We start from the raw sequence: 18,355 nt of genomic DNA, 5'->3' as shown, positions 1-18,355 counted from the left end.
TTCCCGAAGGCAAAGGGCTGACACTGCGTGTCAGGTTTATATGAAAACTTGCCACGATCATCATATATTAAAACGGGCATACAAAGAATAAATCTTATCCCCCATATGCCCGTTTCATCATTTTATATTATATCCGAAAATCCATCAATCATTATCTGTGGATTTCCTCATTTTGTAAGTTCCGCATTTCTTATCTATGCAGCCTGCTTGTTGTTCTTTCTTCTCATTATAAGGAAGATTATTATTCCAAGGAGAAGTAGAACTGCAACTCCGATGATCACCCATACCACTACAGATACCTTCTTTGCAAGAGTAAATGTAAATACGCTGGTGATATTTCCCTCTTCATCTGCTGCAAATGTTGCACTTACATTTCCTGCTGCGTCCTCTGCTGTAACATATAATTTGTATGTATCGTATTTGTCAACCTTGTACTCATATACATTATCTGCATAATCCGCTGCCGGGATCTCTGTATCGTTTATCTTAATGGATGTGATCTTATCACTTGGATCCTTAAGGCTTATCTTAAGTGTGAACGGATCGTTTAACTTCTGGTTATCCTCCACTGAAGTAATTATCTCAGGAAGAGTACCATCATAAACGAACTCAAATTCATCTGTTGTAACATTGCCAAGGGCATCTGTTACTGTAAGTGTGATCTTATGCTTTCCATCCTTAAGATCTGTGAAGTCTATAAGATCAACACCATCAAGCTTGGCCTCAGGTGTAAATGGCGATGTATCGTCAACACCCCATAAACCATCATAGCCCTTATCTCTTATTGCATCAAAGTCTGCCTTGTTAAGAACAATCTCTCCGTTGTTTTCCTTCTTCTTGAAGCCTGCCAGAGCGTCTGTATCCTTTATAACAGGTGCAGTATTATCAACTGTAAATGTAATGGTCTGCTCCTCTGATACATTTCCTGCTGCATCCTTTGCTCCGATAGTTACAACATATACTCCATCCTCGGCAAAGTCGATAACCTGACCTGTAATTCCCTTATAGGTCTTAGCCGGCTCATTTGCACCATTCTTCTTAACAGAAACTGTAACCTCGTCGCCTGTATAGAAGGTTTCTTTTACTCCGATAGTAAGCTTAACCTTTTCAGGATTCTGAACATTACCTACTGAACCGTAATTTGCAACAGGCTCTGTAGTATCGTTCTTTGTTGCCTTAATGGTAAGCTCAGGAGCAACCTTATCTATCTTGAAATTTCTTGTAACTGTATTTGCAACATTTCCTGAAGCGTCCTTGCCTGAGAAGGTAATGCTGTAATCGCCGTCCTCGGTAAATCTGTATCCTGCCGTGTGAGGATTACCGCTGGTGAAGCTTCCGTAATTAAGTGTTGCTACTGTTGTTGCGGCACTGCCGTCAACCTTTTTCGTAATAGTAACTGTTGCCTCAGGGCTCTTGCCATTCACAACACCAAATGCCTCATTCATTGTAAATGTTGCATTTACGTCTGTATTCTGCATATCGTTCATTCCTGAGATTGAAAGCACAGGAGCAGTCTTATCAATTACAAATGTAACAGGCTCTGACTGTGACTTGTTTCCTGCCTTATCGTATGCAACAAGATATACAGTGTAATTTCCTTCTGCGTCAAACGGTATTGAACCTGTTGCGCCTGTGCCTGACCATGCTGTCTCTGACATATCCTGGTCATATTCAACATTTCCCGAAGGGCCTCTTCTTGTTACATGAGCCACAATCTTGTCACCCATGATGTTATCTGAAAGAGTATATCCTATTGATGTTCCTCTTGTATTTGTCTCGGCAGGTGCTGTAAGTCTTATAACAGGAGCTGTAACATCATATACATACTTTGTATATCTGCTTGTATTATTGCCAAATGCGTCAGTGATCTTTATCTGAAGGTTATACACACCCTCTCTGTTGATTCTGTAATTCTTTGTTCCGCTGGCAGCACTTAAATCAGTGTCCTTATTGAGATAGCTCACATCTGCAGCATGCTCTGTTGCATTGTTGATTATCTCGATCTTATGATATGCACCGATCTCATTTTTGCTGTACTGATCCTTATATGTTACCTGGAAAGGTATCTCCTTGTTGGAATATACATAATCATTGTTCTGCGGCTTAACAGCCACTGCAGGAGCAATATTATCAACATAGAACCAGTCAGTCTTCTTATATGCTTTGTTTCCTGCCTCGTCTGTCACACTTACTTCATAGTAATACTTGGTAGCATTCTTGTTTATAACATTATTTGTTGTTGAAGCAACTCCCTGGATACTTTCCTTGAAGCCTGCACCTGATCCGCTGTCCTCAAAGTATTTTCTTGATCCACTGCTTGCCAGGCTTAATTGTACAGTCTTCTCTGAACCACCCTGGACAACATAATGCTTGATGACCTTAACCTTGTTCTTATCATTTAAGTTCACACCATATGTATCATCTACGGTGATATCTGTCTTGCCTGATGTGATAAGCTTCTGTGAAGGTGTTCTTGTTATTGTGATATCAGGCTTTGAGTAATCGATCACAAAGCAGAATTCCTTGCTTGAGAAATTACCTGCCTTATCAGAAGCATATACCGTAAGAATGTACTCGCCCTCGCCATTTGTTCTCTGTACATGAAGATCTCTTGCCATATTGTATCTTCCATTTCCATCTACAGCGCCCTTTGATACATTCCAGTAACCAACCTTCTCTGAATTCTTCTTTAACTGGTAGTTAAAATGATCTATATCACAATTATCTTTTGCTGTTACATCTGTCTTCCTGATTGTTACATCTGAATTAAACCATGTACCTATATCGTTGGCAGTCATCTCCGGAAGTACAGTATCCCAGTAAACCCTTAAAATGTCATTAAGGGTTGTGGTATTGTTACCACTCTTGCCGTCACTCTTACCTGAAAGGTTATCGTTCAAATTGACATTTACAGAATACTCTACATTCTTAAGCACATCATCTGTAAGATCTATTGTTGCAACAGCCTGCTTACCGCCCTCTGTTGTTGTTGACTGGTTCTTAAAAGCCTGAGTCTTGGTACCGAGTATTTCATTTGTCTCAGCATTTACCAGTATTACATCTATATTGCCAAGCTCCAGATTATCGAAGGCTTCAACCACAAGCTTAGGTGTTGCCTTCTGTCTGTAATATGAAACTCCGCTTATTGTTGTAGGATCACCCGTTCCTACACCGCCCTCAAGAGCATATCTTACTGTATTAGGTGCCTCTGTATCAAAGTAGATCTTAAGGCTCTTATTTGTACCTTCCACAACAGTATCCTTGTTGGTGTACTTTGTTCCTGAGAAGTTGAAGCTGTATGTTCCGTCTGTTGAAGCGTCAGCCTTCTTCTCAATAACATATTTAACGGTAACCTTACGAAGTCCTGTAGACGGATCCTCAGGTCCCACAGTAACACTGCAATCTTTATACTCAGCCGGTGTTCCCGGTGCGCCAAATGCTCCTGCAAGGTATGTTGAGTTGTTCTTTATATTATCCTCACTGACCTTGAATGCCTCGTATGTATATACAACCTCTACTCTGTCTGCTCCTGTATATATGAAGCTTGAGCTGCTGTCTGAAGCTAGTGTTGTTCCGTCTGCCACAACAGAGATAGCAGCATTACTGTAGTTGGTAGCAACTGTAACCTTTATGGTCTTCTCTGTAATATTGCCTGCCTTATCAAGAGCTGTAGCCTTTACATTATATACACCCGGTGTATCAAACATATAAGCATTATCTGTAAGAGTTACCGGTGTGCCGTCAAGTGTCATCTCAACGCTTTCGATTCCACTGGCATCATCACTGGCAGACACTGTGATAGTCTCATTGTCACTTACATATACTGTATAGCTCTCGTCTGTATCAGTGATCTCTCTTCCAACAGTTGAGCTCCACCATCTGAGCACAGGCTTCTTAGAATCAATATTGAAATCCGCTGAAGCTTCGCCTGTAAGACCGACATCATTCTTAGCTTTGATCTTTATGTTGTATGCCCCATCCCCGCTTACAGGAAATGTGGCACTACCCTTTCCTGAGAGAGTGTTGTCTGTTGCGCTGTAGCTTACTCCGTTGACATTCGGAATACTGGTCACAACATTATTTCCCTGGGCGTCTGTTATCTCTATTGTTATATCTGCAAGATCGGAGTTAACCTCTGTTACATCATAGTCAAATGTAACTTCATTTCCGTATACAACACCTGCCGCCTGATAATCATCAAGGGTTCCGTAGGTCTTTCCGTTTATGCGGATATTCTTGATAGAAACATCCGGAGCAGTTCTGTCTACGAATATAAGATATCCGGCTGCGTCAAATGCATATGACTTGCCGCCCACCTCATCTTCAACGTACATTGTGAGATTACCTCTGCAGTCCTCTCCGTTCACAAGACTTGAAGGAACAGTGATCCTGGCTGTGCCATTCTCGAAATCAACCTGGTTGTTCTCGCTAAGCCTTCCGTTCAGATTAAATGTATAAACCAGCTTAAGAGGAACATCAACTCCATCAGCCTTCTCACTTGCCTTTACTGTTATCTGGAAGAACTCTGTATCTGCAAATCTATTGCCATAATTACTTGGAAGATCTGTGCGTCCTGCTGCCTCTATTGAAGTAACCTTTATCCCCTCGGCGTACTTAAGTGTTACGCTTGATGGATCTGACTCATTTCCGGCTTTATCAACTGATACAAATGAATATGTTCCGGTTGATGTGATAGCCGCCTCATAATAACCGCCCTCGCTGTTATAAGAAAGCTCTTCCGAAGCATCTCCGTTCTTCATATAGACCTTATCAACACCGGAATCGGCATCTCCGGCATATATGTGATATTTCACGGTCTTTCCCTCCTGCACAAGAAGGTAACCGCCCTTATCCTTTATGCCGTCGGTTGATACAAGCTCTTTCCTGTCAATAGATGGTTTAACATCATCATAGAGGAGTCTTATCATTCCCTTGAACACATACTTTTCGAGATCTGTACCCTTGTCTTCAAGAGTATAAACCTCTACAAATTCCTGCTTATTATCCTTATCAACCTTAACTGCAGGTAATGATGATGCAGCAACAGGTCTCTTGGCCGCGTCTGTATCTGTAGCAAGATTAACATATGTTGCACCGTCATTAACTCTTATGTAATAATTGCCATAGAACTCAAAGTCTGTAGCCTTACCGGTTGCCACCATAGCCTTCTTAAGCTGATCTGTGATAACCGTACCGCCTGTTTCGCTCACCTGGATATTAGTATCAAATTCTGATTCAAGCTTGGAAATATCAATATTTTCCTGTGCATTTGCCGCATTTGTCCTGAATCTGTTATCGAACACTGCCAGGGTAATAATCATAACTACCGCCATTGTCAGTGCTATCAGGCGATGTAGATTTGAAATTCTCTTCATATTCTCACCCCTCCTATACCACTTCATCTGTATGTACTACAATCACATCTACTATCATCTTTAACTTCGTATCTTTTCTTACATCAGTCCGCTCTCCATCCTCAAGCCCTGCTGTAAGTACATTGGTTTCGCCCTCATTCTCTTCATAATCCTCTGTAAGGATATCTGTGGCTCCTTCTTCGTAGCTTTCTGTAAGGACGTCAGTTGCTCCCTCTTCGTAGCTTTCTGTAAGGACGTCAGTTGCTCCCTCTTCATAGCTCTCTGTAAGAACATCTGTGGCTCCCTCTTCATAGCTCTCTGTAAGGACATCGGTGGCTCCCTCTTCGTAACCTTCTGTAAGGACGTCGGTAGCTTCCTCATTGTAGTTCTCACCAAGCACATCAGTTGCCTCATCTTCTTCATATCTTACAGTGTTCACATTCTCTCTGACAGCATTTCTTACAGCCGCCTGATGCTTTGCGCTTGCACTGACGTGATCGCCTATGCTCTCCTGCTTACCGCTGTTGTCGGCCTGCTTCCCCGCAGAAGCGCTTACGGAACGAACCTCAATATGTTCCTTTTTGTCCTTGGATTTAATAGCCTCTTTCTTTGATGCTCCTCCACCCTGGACACTTTCATATCCTTTCTCACGAATCTCCTCGATCTGTTTTCTGGCTGTGGAACCTGTAACTATACCGATTGCCTTAGGTATATCAAGCTTCACAAATAATATAACCGCGACCACTGCACATATTACCGCAAGAGCAATGCCGCCATATAACATTATAGTGTATAAAGTTTCCATGACATCACTCCCTTTTTAATTTGCTATGATCTCTGCTATAACAGAATCATTTATCAACGAGTTCCACTGTGTATTACTCTTACTTCTGAGAGACTCTATCTTATTTCCTGCTTCGTATACTGCCTTGACAGCCTTCTCACCATCCCTGCCCTTCCATGTAGCAGGATTTGTACCATACTCCGACTTATACTTTGTACAGAGGAAATTAAGATGTGCCACATATACTGAAGCTGCATATCCGTCGCTTCCAAGGGTCTGTTCTGCCTTTGAATATACATCAGCCGCCTTGGAATCATTTCCTACCTTGGTATAAGCAGAAGCCTCCTTGTTGCTGTAGCTTGCATAGGCCTTCTTGTCAGAATCCTTTGCACTTCCGTCAATAATGGAGTCCTCTATAGCATAAATGTAATTCTCACACATTATAGCTTCATTTGTATAATCCTCAAGGACCTCATATGCATCTGCAAGAAATCTGTAATACTGACACAGGTAATATTTCTTATTAACCTCATCAAACGCCTTTGGATTATCATTCAGCTCACTTATTGCTCCGTCAATGTTCTCGCCGGTGTTACCTGCAAGCATCTGGATAACTTTATTCGCCAGTTCGGTGTTATCTGTCATGTTATCTACATATATAGAAGCTATATTATAGTAGTTAATATACCTGTTCTTGTTGCCTCTGTCCACCTGATTATAATTGTATTTCTCGAATGCAGCTATGCTGTCTGCCTCGTCATCATAGCTGGCATTGGTCTTAAGCTTGTTATCACAGATAGCCGCATAATAGCCTGCAACCTCCGCATCATCACCATCGGAGTTCTTAACCTCCTTGAAGTATGTTGATGCCGTCTTGTAATCCTCCAGATAATTATAATAGGTAAGAGCAAGCTCATATTTAACCTCATCATCAACGGCATCAATGTGGCTAAGCACATACTTAGCTCCAAGCTCTGATCCTGCATTCTCATTCTCATCCTCAGCCGGCTTATAATAAATATTGTATTCATCCAGAAGACCAATATATGCTTCAGACTTGGAATCATCAATATCAACCGCCTGCTTGTAGTAATCTATGGCCTCATTTACATCTGTTGTATTCGCAGCCTGTTTAATAAGATTGTCGTAATTCTTATATTTAAGTGCTCTCTTCTGGAGTCCACCCGTTACGGCAACACCTACAGAAACAAGGGATAATCCTGCGGTCACTGCAAATGCAATGATCTTCCTTTTCGCCTTTGCCTTATATGTATTGTCAAGCTCATTGTAATGGTCAAGGGCATATAAAAGCTCTGAACAGGACTGATATCTGTCATTAGGATTTGGCTGACAACATTTTATTATGATCTGCTCAAGTCCTGATGATAAAGCCGGATTCCACTGTCTTATAGGCTTGATCTCATAAGGTGGCTCACATGGGTTCTTACCTGTAACCAGATGGTACAGTGTAGCACCCAGATTATATATATCCGTTCTTGCGTCTGTGTTGTAGATACCATGTCCCTGGGCATCACCGAACTGCTCCGGTGCAGCGTAACCTCTTGTTCCAAGAGCTGTTGTATCTGCGTTATTCTCTATTATATATTCCTTTGCAGTACCGAAATCTATGAGCTTTACCGAGCCATCCGGCTTAAGCATTACATTGGAAGGCTTCATATCTCTGTAGATTATAGGCGGGTTCATGGAATGAAGGTAATCAAGGGCACTGGCAAGAGCACGCCCCCACTCAATAACATCTCTCTGGCTCTGGGCTCCCTCTGTCTTTAATACATCACTGAGAGGCTTTCCTTCTACAAAATCCATTATTACGTAGATGGTACCATTCTCATTAATAATATCCACTATTCGTGGAAGTACCGGATGATCTACGTTCTTTAATATATTTGCCTCTCTCTCAAGACCTTTAAGCAATGTCTCAGTGCTCTTGGAGCCGTCATTCTTTATCTCCTTTACCGCCCACTGTTTATTCAGACGGTTATCCATAGCAAGATAAACTATAGACATTCCGCCTTTACCAACCTGCTTCAGGATCTCGTATTTTCCGTCTAATACTGTTCCTAATTCTGTCATATTATCTCCCCGCTACACCCGTTTATATCTATGGTGTAGTTCTAATGCATAACACTGTAATATTATCAGTCTCTTTCCTGTACTTATCAAGCTCTGTAAGAAACTGGCAGCCCGTAGTCAGCGCATCATCATCCACATCTGCTGCAGGACCGATCCTCTCTATCATTTCCTCATTGCTTATCTTATGTCTGAAGCCGTCTGAGCACAACATATATACTGCATCTCCCACAACTTCCCCTTTTATAAAGTCAGGCTCAACAACCGGTGAAGCACCGATACACTGGAGAAGGACGCTTCTACGACTGTCCACCTCTGCCTGCTCAGGAGTCATTCTTCCGGCAGCGACCTCCCTGGCAACGAAGGTCTGATCATTTGTCAGCTGCCTGGCTTCCGTGCCGGTTATCTCATACGCCCGGCTGTCTCCTACATGTATGATATAGTAGCTATCCCTGAACATCAGCATCGCTGTAAGGGTTGTACCTATCATTATGCCGTTGTCCTCTCCGTAGGCTTTCAGGATCTCGTTTTCATTCACTGCAATACTATGCCACTGTTTCCTCATCAACTCTTCATCAAACGAATCATTGTCTATCATCTCAGCGAAGCTCTCCTGAAACCAGTCCGAGAAAGCACATATCACTTCCTTACTTGCCACCTCACCCTTGGCAAGTCCGCCCATGCCGTCACATATAACTGCAAATGCAGCCATACCATAAGGTGTATCCGCTATTTTTATTGCAAGGGAATCCTGATTAGTCTTTTTCCTTATGCCCACATCTGTATGGTAGGCAGCCTTATATCTCATATTTTCTCCTCCCGCATTCTTGAACATCAGCCTATTAAAATTTGTCTTTTGGGGATTGCTCCCCCCCTATTCATCCGGCATCACAATTACAATATGCATCTGCGATGCACGGGTACCTCCTATGACAAAGGCCCGACTCCAAAAAATCTATCTGATAAAGAATACAAATTCTTCATCTCCAAGTTTCACCGTTACATTATTTGTAAGGAATCTCTCACCGCCACGGTCAAGCTCCTGATCATTTATAAATGTACCATTTGTGGAGTTATTATCCCTTATATAACATACTCCGTTTCTTCTGGATATTATGCAGTGAGCACGGCTTACTGCTGTATTGTCTCTTATTGTATAATCCGCATGGTTAGCAGACTTGCCAATCACAAATTCATCCTTATCAATATATATCTTCTCACCTGTTTTCTTTCTTACAAGATATGGAACAGGTCTCTCCGGCATTGATGGAATATCACTTACGGAGATCTCTTCTTCATTCATCTGAGGTCTCTTAGGAAGTCCCTCTGCATGAGGCATCTGTGGTTCCTGTGGCATTTCCGTAACCTGTGGTGGCTCCGGCATAGCCGGCATGGCCGGTGTCTGTGGTGCAGCCGGCATCGATGGCATAGGTGGCATCGGTGGCACCGGTGCTTCTGATACAGGCGGCATATTTGATGCCATACCAGATGCAAATCCGTTGTTTCCCTGCATAAATCCGCCAAATGGTGGGAAGCCGTTATTCTGCATAGGTGGCACATCAGGTGCCTTTGGTGCTTCCGGCATCGGTGGTACTTCAGGTGCCTTTGGTGCTTCCGGCATCGGCGGTACTTCAGGTGCCTTTGGTGCTTCCGGCATCGGCGGTACTTCAGGTGCCTTTGGTACGGCCGGCATCGGTGGTACTTCAGGTGCCTTTGGTGCTTCCGGCACTGGTGGCACTTCAGGGCTCTTTGGTGTCGGTATATTTATCAGATCTTCAATATCATCTGCTGATATTGTCTTCTGGTCATCATCAAATTCCGGCATTGATGATATTTCCGGTGTCTGAGGTGCTTCAGGTATCGGCGGTACTTCAGGTATCGGCGGTACTTCAGGTATCGGCGGTACCTCAGGTGCTTTTGGTGCGGCCGGCATTGATGGTTCTTCCGGTGCCTGGCCGAAGTTATTAAATCCCGGAGCCGGCTGTCCAAAATGACTGAAATCCGGCATTGGTGCCTGACCGAACTGTCCGAAGCCCGGCATTGGTGCCTGGCCAAAGCCCGGCTGTCCCTGTGGCCTCGGTGCCGGCTGTCCAAAGTTTGCCGGTCTGTTCTGGTTCTGTGGCATTGGTGCCGGCTGACTGAACTGGCCGAAGCCCGGCATTGGTGCCTGGCCGAAGCCCGGCTGTCCCTGTGGCATCGGGGCCGGCCGTCCCTGCGGCATCGGTGCCGACTGTCCAAAATTCGCCTGTCCATTCTGTACCGGTCTGTTCTGGTTCTGTGGCATTGGTGCCGGCTGACCGAACTGGCCGAAGCCCGGCATTGGTGCCTGACCGAAGCCCGGCTGTCCCTGCGGCATCGGTGCCGGCTGTCCCTGTGGCATCGGTGCCTGAACATTTTCATTCATCCTCGCATTGTTCATCATTACGCCAAGCCTGCTTACTTTGCCTGCATCTGCATTTGCCTTTTCTGCAGCCTTGATCTGTTCCTGCTTATTTTTATTTATAGCAGCTATATCTATTCCTATCTCAAGAAGCATCTGTTCAACATACTTCTTCATGTCTCCAAGAGAAAATGTTCCCGGTCTGTTTAAAAAGCTTATGAGCTTTGCAACATAGTTGTCCCTGTCCATCTCGAAGTATCTTGCACCTGCAATAATGTCCTTTATCAGTTGTCTGACTTCATTGAGATCCGTAGTTTCCTTATTTACAGGCACCACCACGAACGAAACCTCCTGATTTTCAGGTGTGACATATATGTATTGTACATCCTTGGCCACATAACTGAGAGATACCATGTTCAGTCCGAAATCTTCCAGTCCCGCCAGAAGGTTATAGAGAAGTGTCAGCATCTGTGGCTTATTCACCTCTTTTTTCAAGAACTCCTGAACAGGCACCTTATCACCTATCTTATATGTGAATATTCTTGCTCCCCCGTCCTCTTCCATGTGGCATGGGAACATATGAGGCAGCTTTCCTGTTGTACTCATATCGTATACTCTGGTATCAACCGCATCCTCCACATCAAGATTATACTTAAGGCTATGCTTTCCGTCTTCAACTCTTGAAACAAGTCTGTCTTTTTTCATTCCGTAATCCTCCCCTTATTGATCATCAGCCGATTTATGTTAAAAAAGAACATCAAATCAGCGTGCAGTATAATAACACCATCGAGCAGCAACCATTACAAATATGTCTTCGACACTTGACGCTTCCTACGACAAGGATTGCTGCAGCGTAACGATGTCACGGACATCACTACATAACCAAAAGCAGGTATTGCTACCTGCTCCTTCCCTCCATATCAGAGGGTCTTGGTTATTAACTTAATTTAAAAATAAAATCTTCATCTCCAAGAACTATTTCTGAGTCGTTCTTAAGAAGTACCTCCTGGTTCTCCGCAAGCTTCTGTCCATTTACATATGTTGAGTTGGTGGTCTTGTTGTCTTTCAGATAACATCCATCCTCTCTCTGATATATTATGGCATGCACTCTGCTTACCGCACCATTACCGCTGATGGTAAAATCAACCCCTCGATTTGCCTTGCCAATCTTAAATACCGCCTTATTGATCATAACTCTTTCTCCGGTATTAACCCTCACTATATACGGCATAGCCTTTGGTGCATTTGACGCCTTATTATCCTCCTCTGTATCCGGCACAACGTTCATTCCCGCTGTAAGCTCAACAGTAGAACCTGTCTCATCATCATTTCCTGCTTCCGGAATTGTTGCAGGATCCATATTAGTCTCAGGCTCGGCATCCGCATCAAGTCCTGAAGCAATAATGTTCTCTGTAGGATTTTCTATCTTATCATCCTCAATCTCGTTTACTGCTCTCTGAATGATCTTAGCTCTGTTTATCTTGATACTCTTCATAACAGGAGGATGATCTATAAGATCATCTATCTCTGTTGTATCAATGAGAACCGGTTTGTCCTCCGTTTCCGCTACAGGTGCAACCTCTGTAACACCCTCTGCTGTATGGGCAATCTCCTCAACCTTAGGCTGTATCTTAACCGGTTTAATCTCAGGTATTATATCCTCAAGATCAAGCTCAGGCTCTGCTGCCGCCTCTTCCTCCGATGCCACTTCATCATCCGGATATTCCTCAAGGGTATCATCTATCTTAAGCTCCTCAAGGGCACTGTCGTCAAAGGCATCCATGTTGACCGAACCCACACCGGCTGCCACAGACTCCCCTGATGTAAGGGTCTCTGTCTCGCCGTCGTAAGGCTCCTCAGCGTCAAGATCAAGATCCTTGAATATGGTATTCGCCTCCGTCGGCTCTTCCTCATACATATCGAGCCCATCATCATCTTCCTCATCAAATGCAACGTCCTTAAATTCCGGAAGATCGTCGATTCCGTTTCCCTCATCGACAACCGCATTCGCTGACTGTGAAACTTCTATTCCGCCGTCAAGATCCACAAACGCTTCCTCAACATCCATTCCTGCGGATTCCATAAGCTCTGTAAGTTCACCGGCGAATGCTCTTATGGTGAACTTCTCCACATTTAACAGATTAAGAACCTTCGCAATGTAATTACAGTCCTCTGTTGTATCATACTGGGCATTCACTATAAGATTCTTGGCAAAATGTCTGAACTCTGCATTCATGCTGGCACCCGACTCAATCGGCAGACATATGAGCTTAACGTCATATGTAACAGGGTTTACATATGTAAAGCCTCTGTGAAGTATAATGTATGATATTGGTATACCCAGATCTCTGAGGTTCACAATACTGGTTGCAATACCTCTTATAACTCCTAATAATTTCTCTGCATTAACCTTATCCTTAAAAAGGGTATCTACAGTGACTCTATCAGTAATGTTATATGTGAAGTAATCGTTCTCATCGTCCTCCTCATATATAATATCTATAAGTTCCCCAATCTTATTGTCTTCGAGGTAATCCAAAAGCTCTTCATCGAAATCGCAATCGTCATCCAATACATATGATAAGTACTTCTCAGAGCCAATATTTCTTACCTTGAAATTCACTTTCCTCATCAAATATTCCTCCTATCGCACTGCGAACATGCAAGGCGCGGTACACAATCCCGCATTTTGCATACATACTCTATAATTATATATAATTTTATCATTTACCGCAAGCATTTTATATAAAAGAATAAAGAATATACGGCATATTTTCAGCAATTTGTTATATCTTGTCCATACAACTACTGTGTATTTATATGCCCATCATAATCTTCGGAGAAAATGTGGCTTCCGTCATCGGCTTCTTCATTCACATGATAATACAGGTAATTGTTATCATCAGGATAGAGAACCGCCTCAATGGATGCCTCACCGGGATTACATATAGGTCCTATAGGAAGACCATAGTTATTGTATGTATTATATGGTGATACAAGTTCAAGATCATCATATGTAACTTCCGACTTGTCATATATACCCTTCGTCAGCGGATATAATACTGTAGGACACATCTGAAGCATCATTTCTGCATTTAAACGATTGTATATAACTCCCGCGATTATAGAACGCTCTTCGCTGAGCTTTGCCTCACGCTCAACTATGGATGCCATTGTTATAATCTCATAATCTGAATATCCGAGTTCTGCAATCCTTGACTTATCAAGACCTGCGTAAACCTCCTCGAACTTGGCAAGCATCTTGTCAATGAGATCTCCAGGTGTTGTATCTTCGTAGATATCATAAGTAGCCGGGAACAGGAAGCCCTGAAGCTCATAGTCTCCGGTCTCATGATCTTTGGTATATGAAATGCCATGCTTTCCGCTTGCCACCTCATCCAGGAACTCCTGGGCTGTGAATATGCCCTCTTCCTCACACTTGGCAGCTATCATTTCTATTGTATACCCCTCCGGAACAGTAAGCTTGGCAATAGGCTCCGGTGTTGGTTCAACGTAGCAGAGCTGCTCTATCATCTCCAGAGTACTCATACCGGTATTAAGAGTAAATGTGCCCGGCTGAAGCTTGTCTTTATACTCCGTTCCCTTTATTCTCAGAACAAATGCATACTCATACTTTATAAGTCCTGCTTTGTGAAGTATAGAAGCTACCTTGGCTGAGCTTGCTCCCTTAGGGATCTCAACCTGTACATCCGTACCTGCCACATGCTCGGTTCCTTTATATTCCTTCATGAATTCACTGTAGTTGTTCTTCACAGTGCCTCCGAGAACTGAAATCAAAAGAAGCACTGCCACAAGGGCAATTATCAGCTTCACTCCTTTGTATATTTTCTTTTTATCTTTTCTCGTCATGTCATCTGCTCCTTATAAGATATTTGTTTAATATATTTTTTATTTGCCTGTTCTTAAAAGTAATGATATGATTAGTCACAACAATCAATTATAGAAAGGGTGATTAATTTGGCAAATCCAATCGTTACTATCACAATGGAAAATGGAGATGTTATGAAGGCTGAGCTTTATCCTGAGATAGCTCCAAACACAGTAAACAACTTCATCTCTCTGGTTAAAAAAGGTTACTACAACGGGCTTACATTCCACAGGATCATCAATGGTTTCATGATCCAGGGCGGATGTCCTGAAGGCACAGGAACAGGTGGTCCGGGCTATCAGATAAAGGGTGAATTCGCACAGAATGGTTTTGAAAACAATCTTGCGCACACACCGGGCGTCCTTTCAATGGCTCGTGCCATGATGCCTGATTCTGCAGGTTCACAGTTCTTCATCATGCACAAGGCAGCTCCACACTTAGATGGTGCATATGCCGCATTCGGCAAGGTCATCGAAGGTATGGATATTGTAGATAAGATCGCTACCGTTGAAACATCATGGGGTGACCGTCCGGTTAAACCTCAGATAATGAAAACAGTAACTGTTGATACTATGGGTGTAGATTATCCGGAACCTGTCCACGCATAATCAGGTTAATTATAACCTATAAATCATTATTTGAAAATAACTATATAAAAAAATAGGGAGTTCATGAATTTTCATCTCATGAACTCCCTTTATTAATTCTGATCAATAAACTCTGATCACAGGTCTTACACTTCTACATTCCAGAAGCCTTCAAGTGTTGCAAAGTAATCCTCCGGTGTCTCTGCACGACGGATGAGCTTCACGCTTCCGTCCTCTCTGAGCAGAATTTCTGCCGACTTAAGCTTACCGTTGTAATTGTATCCCATGGCAAATCCATGAGCACCTGTATCATGTATTACAAGAATGTCTCCCATATCGATCTTCGGTAACATTCTGTCTATGGCAAATTTGTCGTTGTTCTCGCAAAGGGAACCTGTCACATCATACATATGGTCACAAGGATCATTTTCCTTTCCAAGTACAGTTATATGATGATATGCACCATACATGGCAGGTCTCATAAGGTTGACCGCACATGCGTCAACACCGATATACTCCTTGTGTGTATGCTTCTCATGTATTGCTGTTGTCACAAGATGTCCGTAAGGTGCAAGCATGTATCTTCCAAGCTCTGTGAATATTGCTACATTTCCAAGACCTGCAGGTACAAGCACTTCATCATAAACCTTCTTAACGCCCTCGCCGATGACAAATATATCATTTGGCTCCTTATCAGGTGTGTAAGGTATTCCGATTCCGCCTGAAAGGTTGATAAACGAAAGCTCAACCCCGGTCTTCTCCTTGATCTCAACTGCCACCTCAAAAAGAATCTTGGCAAGTGTAGGATAATATTCATTTGTCACGGTATTGCTGGCAAGGAATGCATGCATACCGAATCTCTTAACTCCCTTGCTCTTTAATACCCTGTATGCCTCTATGATCTGATCCTTGGTCATACCATACTTGGCATCCCCAGGATTGTCCATTATGGTTGTGGCAATGGCGAACTTGCCGCCCGGATTAAATCTGCATGAGATCTTCTCAGGTATACCGCAGGTCTTCTCCAGGAAATCTATATGTGTAAAATCATCGAGATTTATTGTAGCATTAAGCTTTCTGGCATACTTAAACTCCTCTGCAGGTGTATCGTTTGATGAGAACATGATCTCGTCGCCTGAGAAGCCCATCTTCTCTGACATCATAAGCTCTGTCAGTGATGAACAGTCTGTACCGCAGCCCTCTTCCTTAAGGATCTTAAGGATAGTTGGATTTGGAGTTGCCTTAACTGCGAAATATTCCTTGAAGCCCTTGTTCCATGAAAATGCCTTGTAAAGATTTCTCGCATTTTCTCTTATTCCCTTTTCATCATAAATGTGAAATGGTGTAGGATATTGGGCAATTATCTCTTCTGCTTTTTCTTTTGTTAAAAATGGTGTCTTCATTTATAATCTACCTCGTCTTTATCTTTACTTGTCTCTTTCAAGTTATCATTTAAACACACAGATTCCCATTTGTAAACAATCCAGAAACTGGTTTTTGAATATTTTTGTTGATTTACTGGATATTTATGCATTATTTTCCGCTGCCACAAGATTTTCACTCTTATAAATCTTACGAAGCTTTGGTTTCTCAATTTTTCCTGTTGCGTTTCTTGGCACCTTAGCAAATATTATCTTCTTAGGTCTCTTGTATCTCGGAAGCTCCTTACAGAAGTCATTTATCTCCTCCTCGGTGCACTCCATACCTTCCTTCACCTCGATAATAGCTGCTGTTATCTCACCAAGTCTTGAATCAGCAAGACCGATAACAGCCACATCCATGATCTTAGGATATTTGCTTAAGAAATTCTCGATCTGTACAGGGTAGATATTCTCGCCACCGCTTATGATGACGTCCTTCTTCCTGTCTACAAGGTAGATGAATCCGTCCTCATCCTCCATAGCCATATCTCCTGTGTACAGCCAGCCGTCCTTGAGACATTCTGCTGTTGCCTCAGGATTTTTGTAGTAGCAGGTCATAACACCCGGTCCCTTAAGGATAAGCTCACCAACATCGCCTCGCTTAACGGATTTACCGTTTTCATCAACAATATCAGCCTGCCATCCATATCCCGGAACACCTATTGCACCTACTTTATGTATATTTTCCACACCAAGATGTACTGCACCAGGTCCTATGGATTCTGAAAGTCCGTAGTTGGTATCGTACTGGTGATGAGGGAATATTTCCTTCCATTTCTTTATAAGACTCTGAGGAACAGGCTGCGCACCTATGTGCATAAGTCTCCACTGATCAAGCTTGTAATCGGCGAGATTAACCTCTCCTCTCTCGATAGCCACCAGAATGTCCTGAGCCCATGGCACCAGAAGCCATACGATGGTACACTGCTCGTCGCTTACAGTCTGGAGGATGGTCTTGGCATTTACGCCCTTAAGGAGTACTGCCTTGCCGCCTGTTATAAGGCTTCCGAACCAGTGCATTTTGGCACCTGTATGGTAAAGTGGCGGTATGCACAGGAACACGTCATCCTTTGTCTGACCGTGGTGCTTGCTCTCAACCAGTGCCGCATGCATAAGGCTCTCATGATTGTGGAGTATGGCCTTAGGGAATCCTGTTGTACCTGATGAGAAGTATATGGCCGCGTCATCTGTATCCTTTATTCCCCTGTCTGCGAATATACTTGAACAGTTTGACGCCAGCTTATCATAATCCTCTGCAAATGTAGGACAGTTTCCACCCACATAGAACAATATCCTCTTCTCTGCGATCTCATCCACAACTGTCTCTATACGACCTATAAATTCCGGTCCGAATACCAGAACATCAACGTCAGCAAGTTCTACGCAATACTTTATCTCCTCTGCGTCATATCTGAAGTTAAACGGCACTGCCAGTGCTCCTGTCTTAAGTATACCGAAGTATATCGGAAGCCACTCAAGGGAGTTCATCATAAGTATTCCTACCTTGTCCCCCTTCTGTATGCCCCTTGCAACCAGTAAATTTGCAAATCTGTTGGCCTTCTCATTAAAGACGCTCCATGTGATCTCTCTTCTGTAACAGCAAGTTGGGTTTGACTCAATAAGCTCATACTCTCTCCATGTTACCCTTCTTGTTTCCTGAACATCAGGATTTATCTCTACCAGAGCAACATCATCCCCATACTCCCTGGCATTTCTCTCTAAATATTGTGTGATTGGCATTTCTAAAACTCCTTCTCTTTATTTCTTTATTGACCGGTTAATCCCGCATAGTATCAATTATCCAATTTCTTTGAAAGATCATCCCAGACATCTGAGCATATTTTTATCATGT

General features: G+C 43.0%; 10 protein-coding genes. 1 reads left to right on the top strand and 9 read right to left on the bottom strand.

The window, feature by feature from the left end:
• Positions 1 to 194 precede the first annotated feature (194 nt).
• From DXB54_RS02230 to mltG, 7 genes are all read right to left on the bottom strand, one after another.
• Positions 195 to 5,375, bottom strand: a complete 5,181-nt coding sequence (locus tag DXB54_RS02230; protein WP_158578158.1) for an OmpL47-type beta-barrel domain-containing protein — start codon at positions 5,373 to 5,375, stop codon at positions 195 to 197.
• A 13-nt stretch (positions 5,376 to 5,388) separates the two neighbouring features.
• On the bottom strand, positions 5,389 to 6,159 hold the full coding sequence (locus DXB54_RS02225) for a DUF4190 domain-containing protein (protein WP_118694103.1): 771 nt from the start codon (positions 6,157 to 6,159) through the stop codon (positions 5,389 to 5,391).
• A gap of 15 nt (positions 6,160 to 6,174) precedes the next feature.
• The gene (locus DXB54_RS02220; RefSeq protein WP_118694102.1) at positions 6,175 to 8,229 is read right to left on the bottom strand and encodes a serine/threonine protein kinase; all 2,055 of its coding nucleotides are present in this window, start codon (positions 8,227 to 8,229) and stop codon (positions 6,175 to 6,177) included.
• A 28-nt stretch (positions 8,230 to 8,257) separates the two neighbouring features.
• Positions 8,258 to 9,034: a PP2C family protein-serine/threonine phosphatase gene (locus tag DXB54_RS02215; RefSeq protein ID WP_021938035.1), complete on the bottom strand. Its 777-nt coding sequence runs from the start codon at positions 9,032 to 9,034 to the stop codon at positions 8,258 to 8,260.
• A gap of 147 nt (positions 9,035 to 9,181) precedes the next feature.
• Positions 9,182 to 11,311 (bottom strand): FHA domain-containing protein, encoded by a 2,130-nt coding sequence (locus DXB54_RS12155; protein WP_118694101.1) that lies wholly within the window; start codon positions 11,309 to 11,311, stop codon positions 9,182 to 9,184.
• A gap of 232 nt (positions 11,312 to 11,543) precedes the next feature.
• On the bottom strand, positions 11,544 to 13,238 hold the full coding sequence (locus DXB54_RS02205; protein WP_118694100.1) for an FHA domain-containing protein: 1,695 nt from the start codon (positions 13,236 to 13,238) through the stop codon (positions 11,544 to 11,546).
• Positions 13,239 to 13,411: 173 nt separating this feature from the next.
• Complete coding sequence (mltG, locus tag DXB54_RS02200) at positions 13,412 to 14,476, bottom strand: endolytic transglycosylase MltG (RefSeq protein WP_021938324.1); 1,065 nt, start codon at positions 14,474 to 14,476, stop codon at positions 13,412 to 13,414.
• Between the two features lie 108 nt (positions 14,477 to 14,584).
• Here mltG and DXB54_RS02195 point away from each other — a divergent pair, with 108 nt between their 5' ends.
• Complete coding sequence (locus DXB54_RS02195) at positions 14,585 to 15,103, top strand: peptidylprolyl isomerase (protein ID WP_021938325.1); 519 nt, start codon at positions 14,585 to 14,587, stop codon at positions 15,101 to 15,103.
• 125 nt (positions 15,104 to 15,228) lie between these two features.
• Here the strand turns inward: DXB54_RS02195 and DXB54_RS02190 are convergent, their stop codons facing one another.
• Together DXB54_RS02190 and DXB54_RS02185 are read right to left on the bottom strand one after the other, a co-directional pair.
• Complete coding sequence (locus DXB54_RS02190; protein ID WP_021938326.1) at positions 15,229 to 16,485, bottom strand: diaminopimelate decarboxylase; 1,257 nt, start codon at positions 16,483 to 16,485, stop codon at positions 15,229 to 15,231.
• Between the two features lie 123 nt (positions 16,486 to 16,608).
• Positions 16,609 to 18,243, bottom strand: a complete 1,635-nt coding sequence (locus DXB54_RS02185; protein WP_021938327.1) for a class I adenylate-forming enzyme family protein — start codon at positions 18,241 to 18,243, stop codon at positions 16,609 to 16,611.
• Positions 18,244 to 18,355 lie beyond the last annotated feature (112 nt).

It is taken from the genome of Coprococcus sp. OM04-5BH, from assembly GCF_003482105.1.
GTDB lineage: Bacteria > Bacillota > Clostridia > Lachnospirales > Lachnospiraceae > Coprococcus.
Note: the sequence above shows the minus strand (reverse complement) of the source record. Positions and strands in the feature narration are given on the sequence as shown.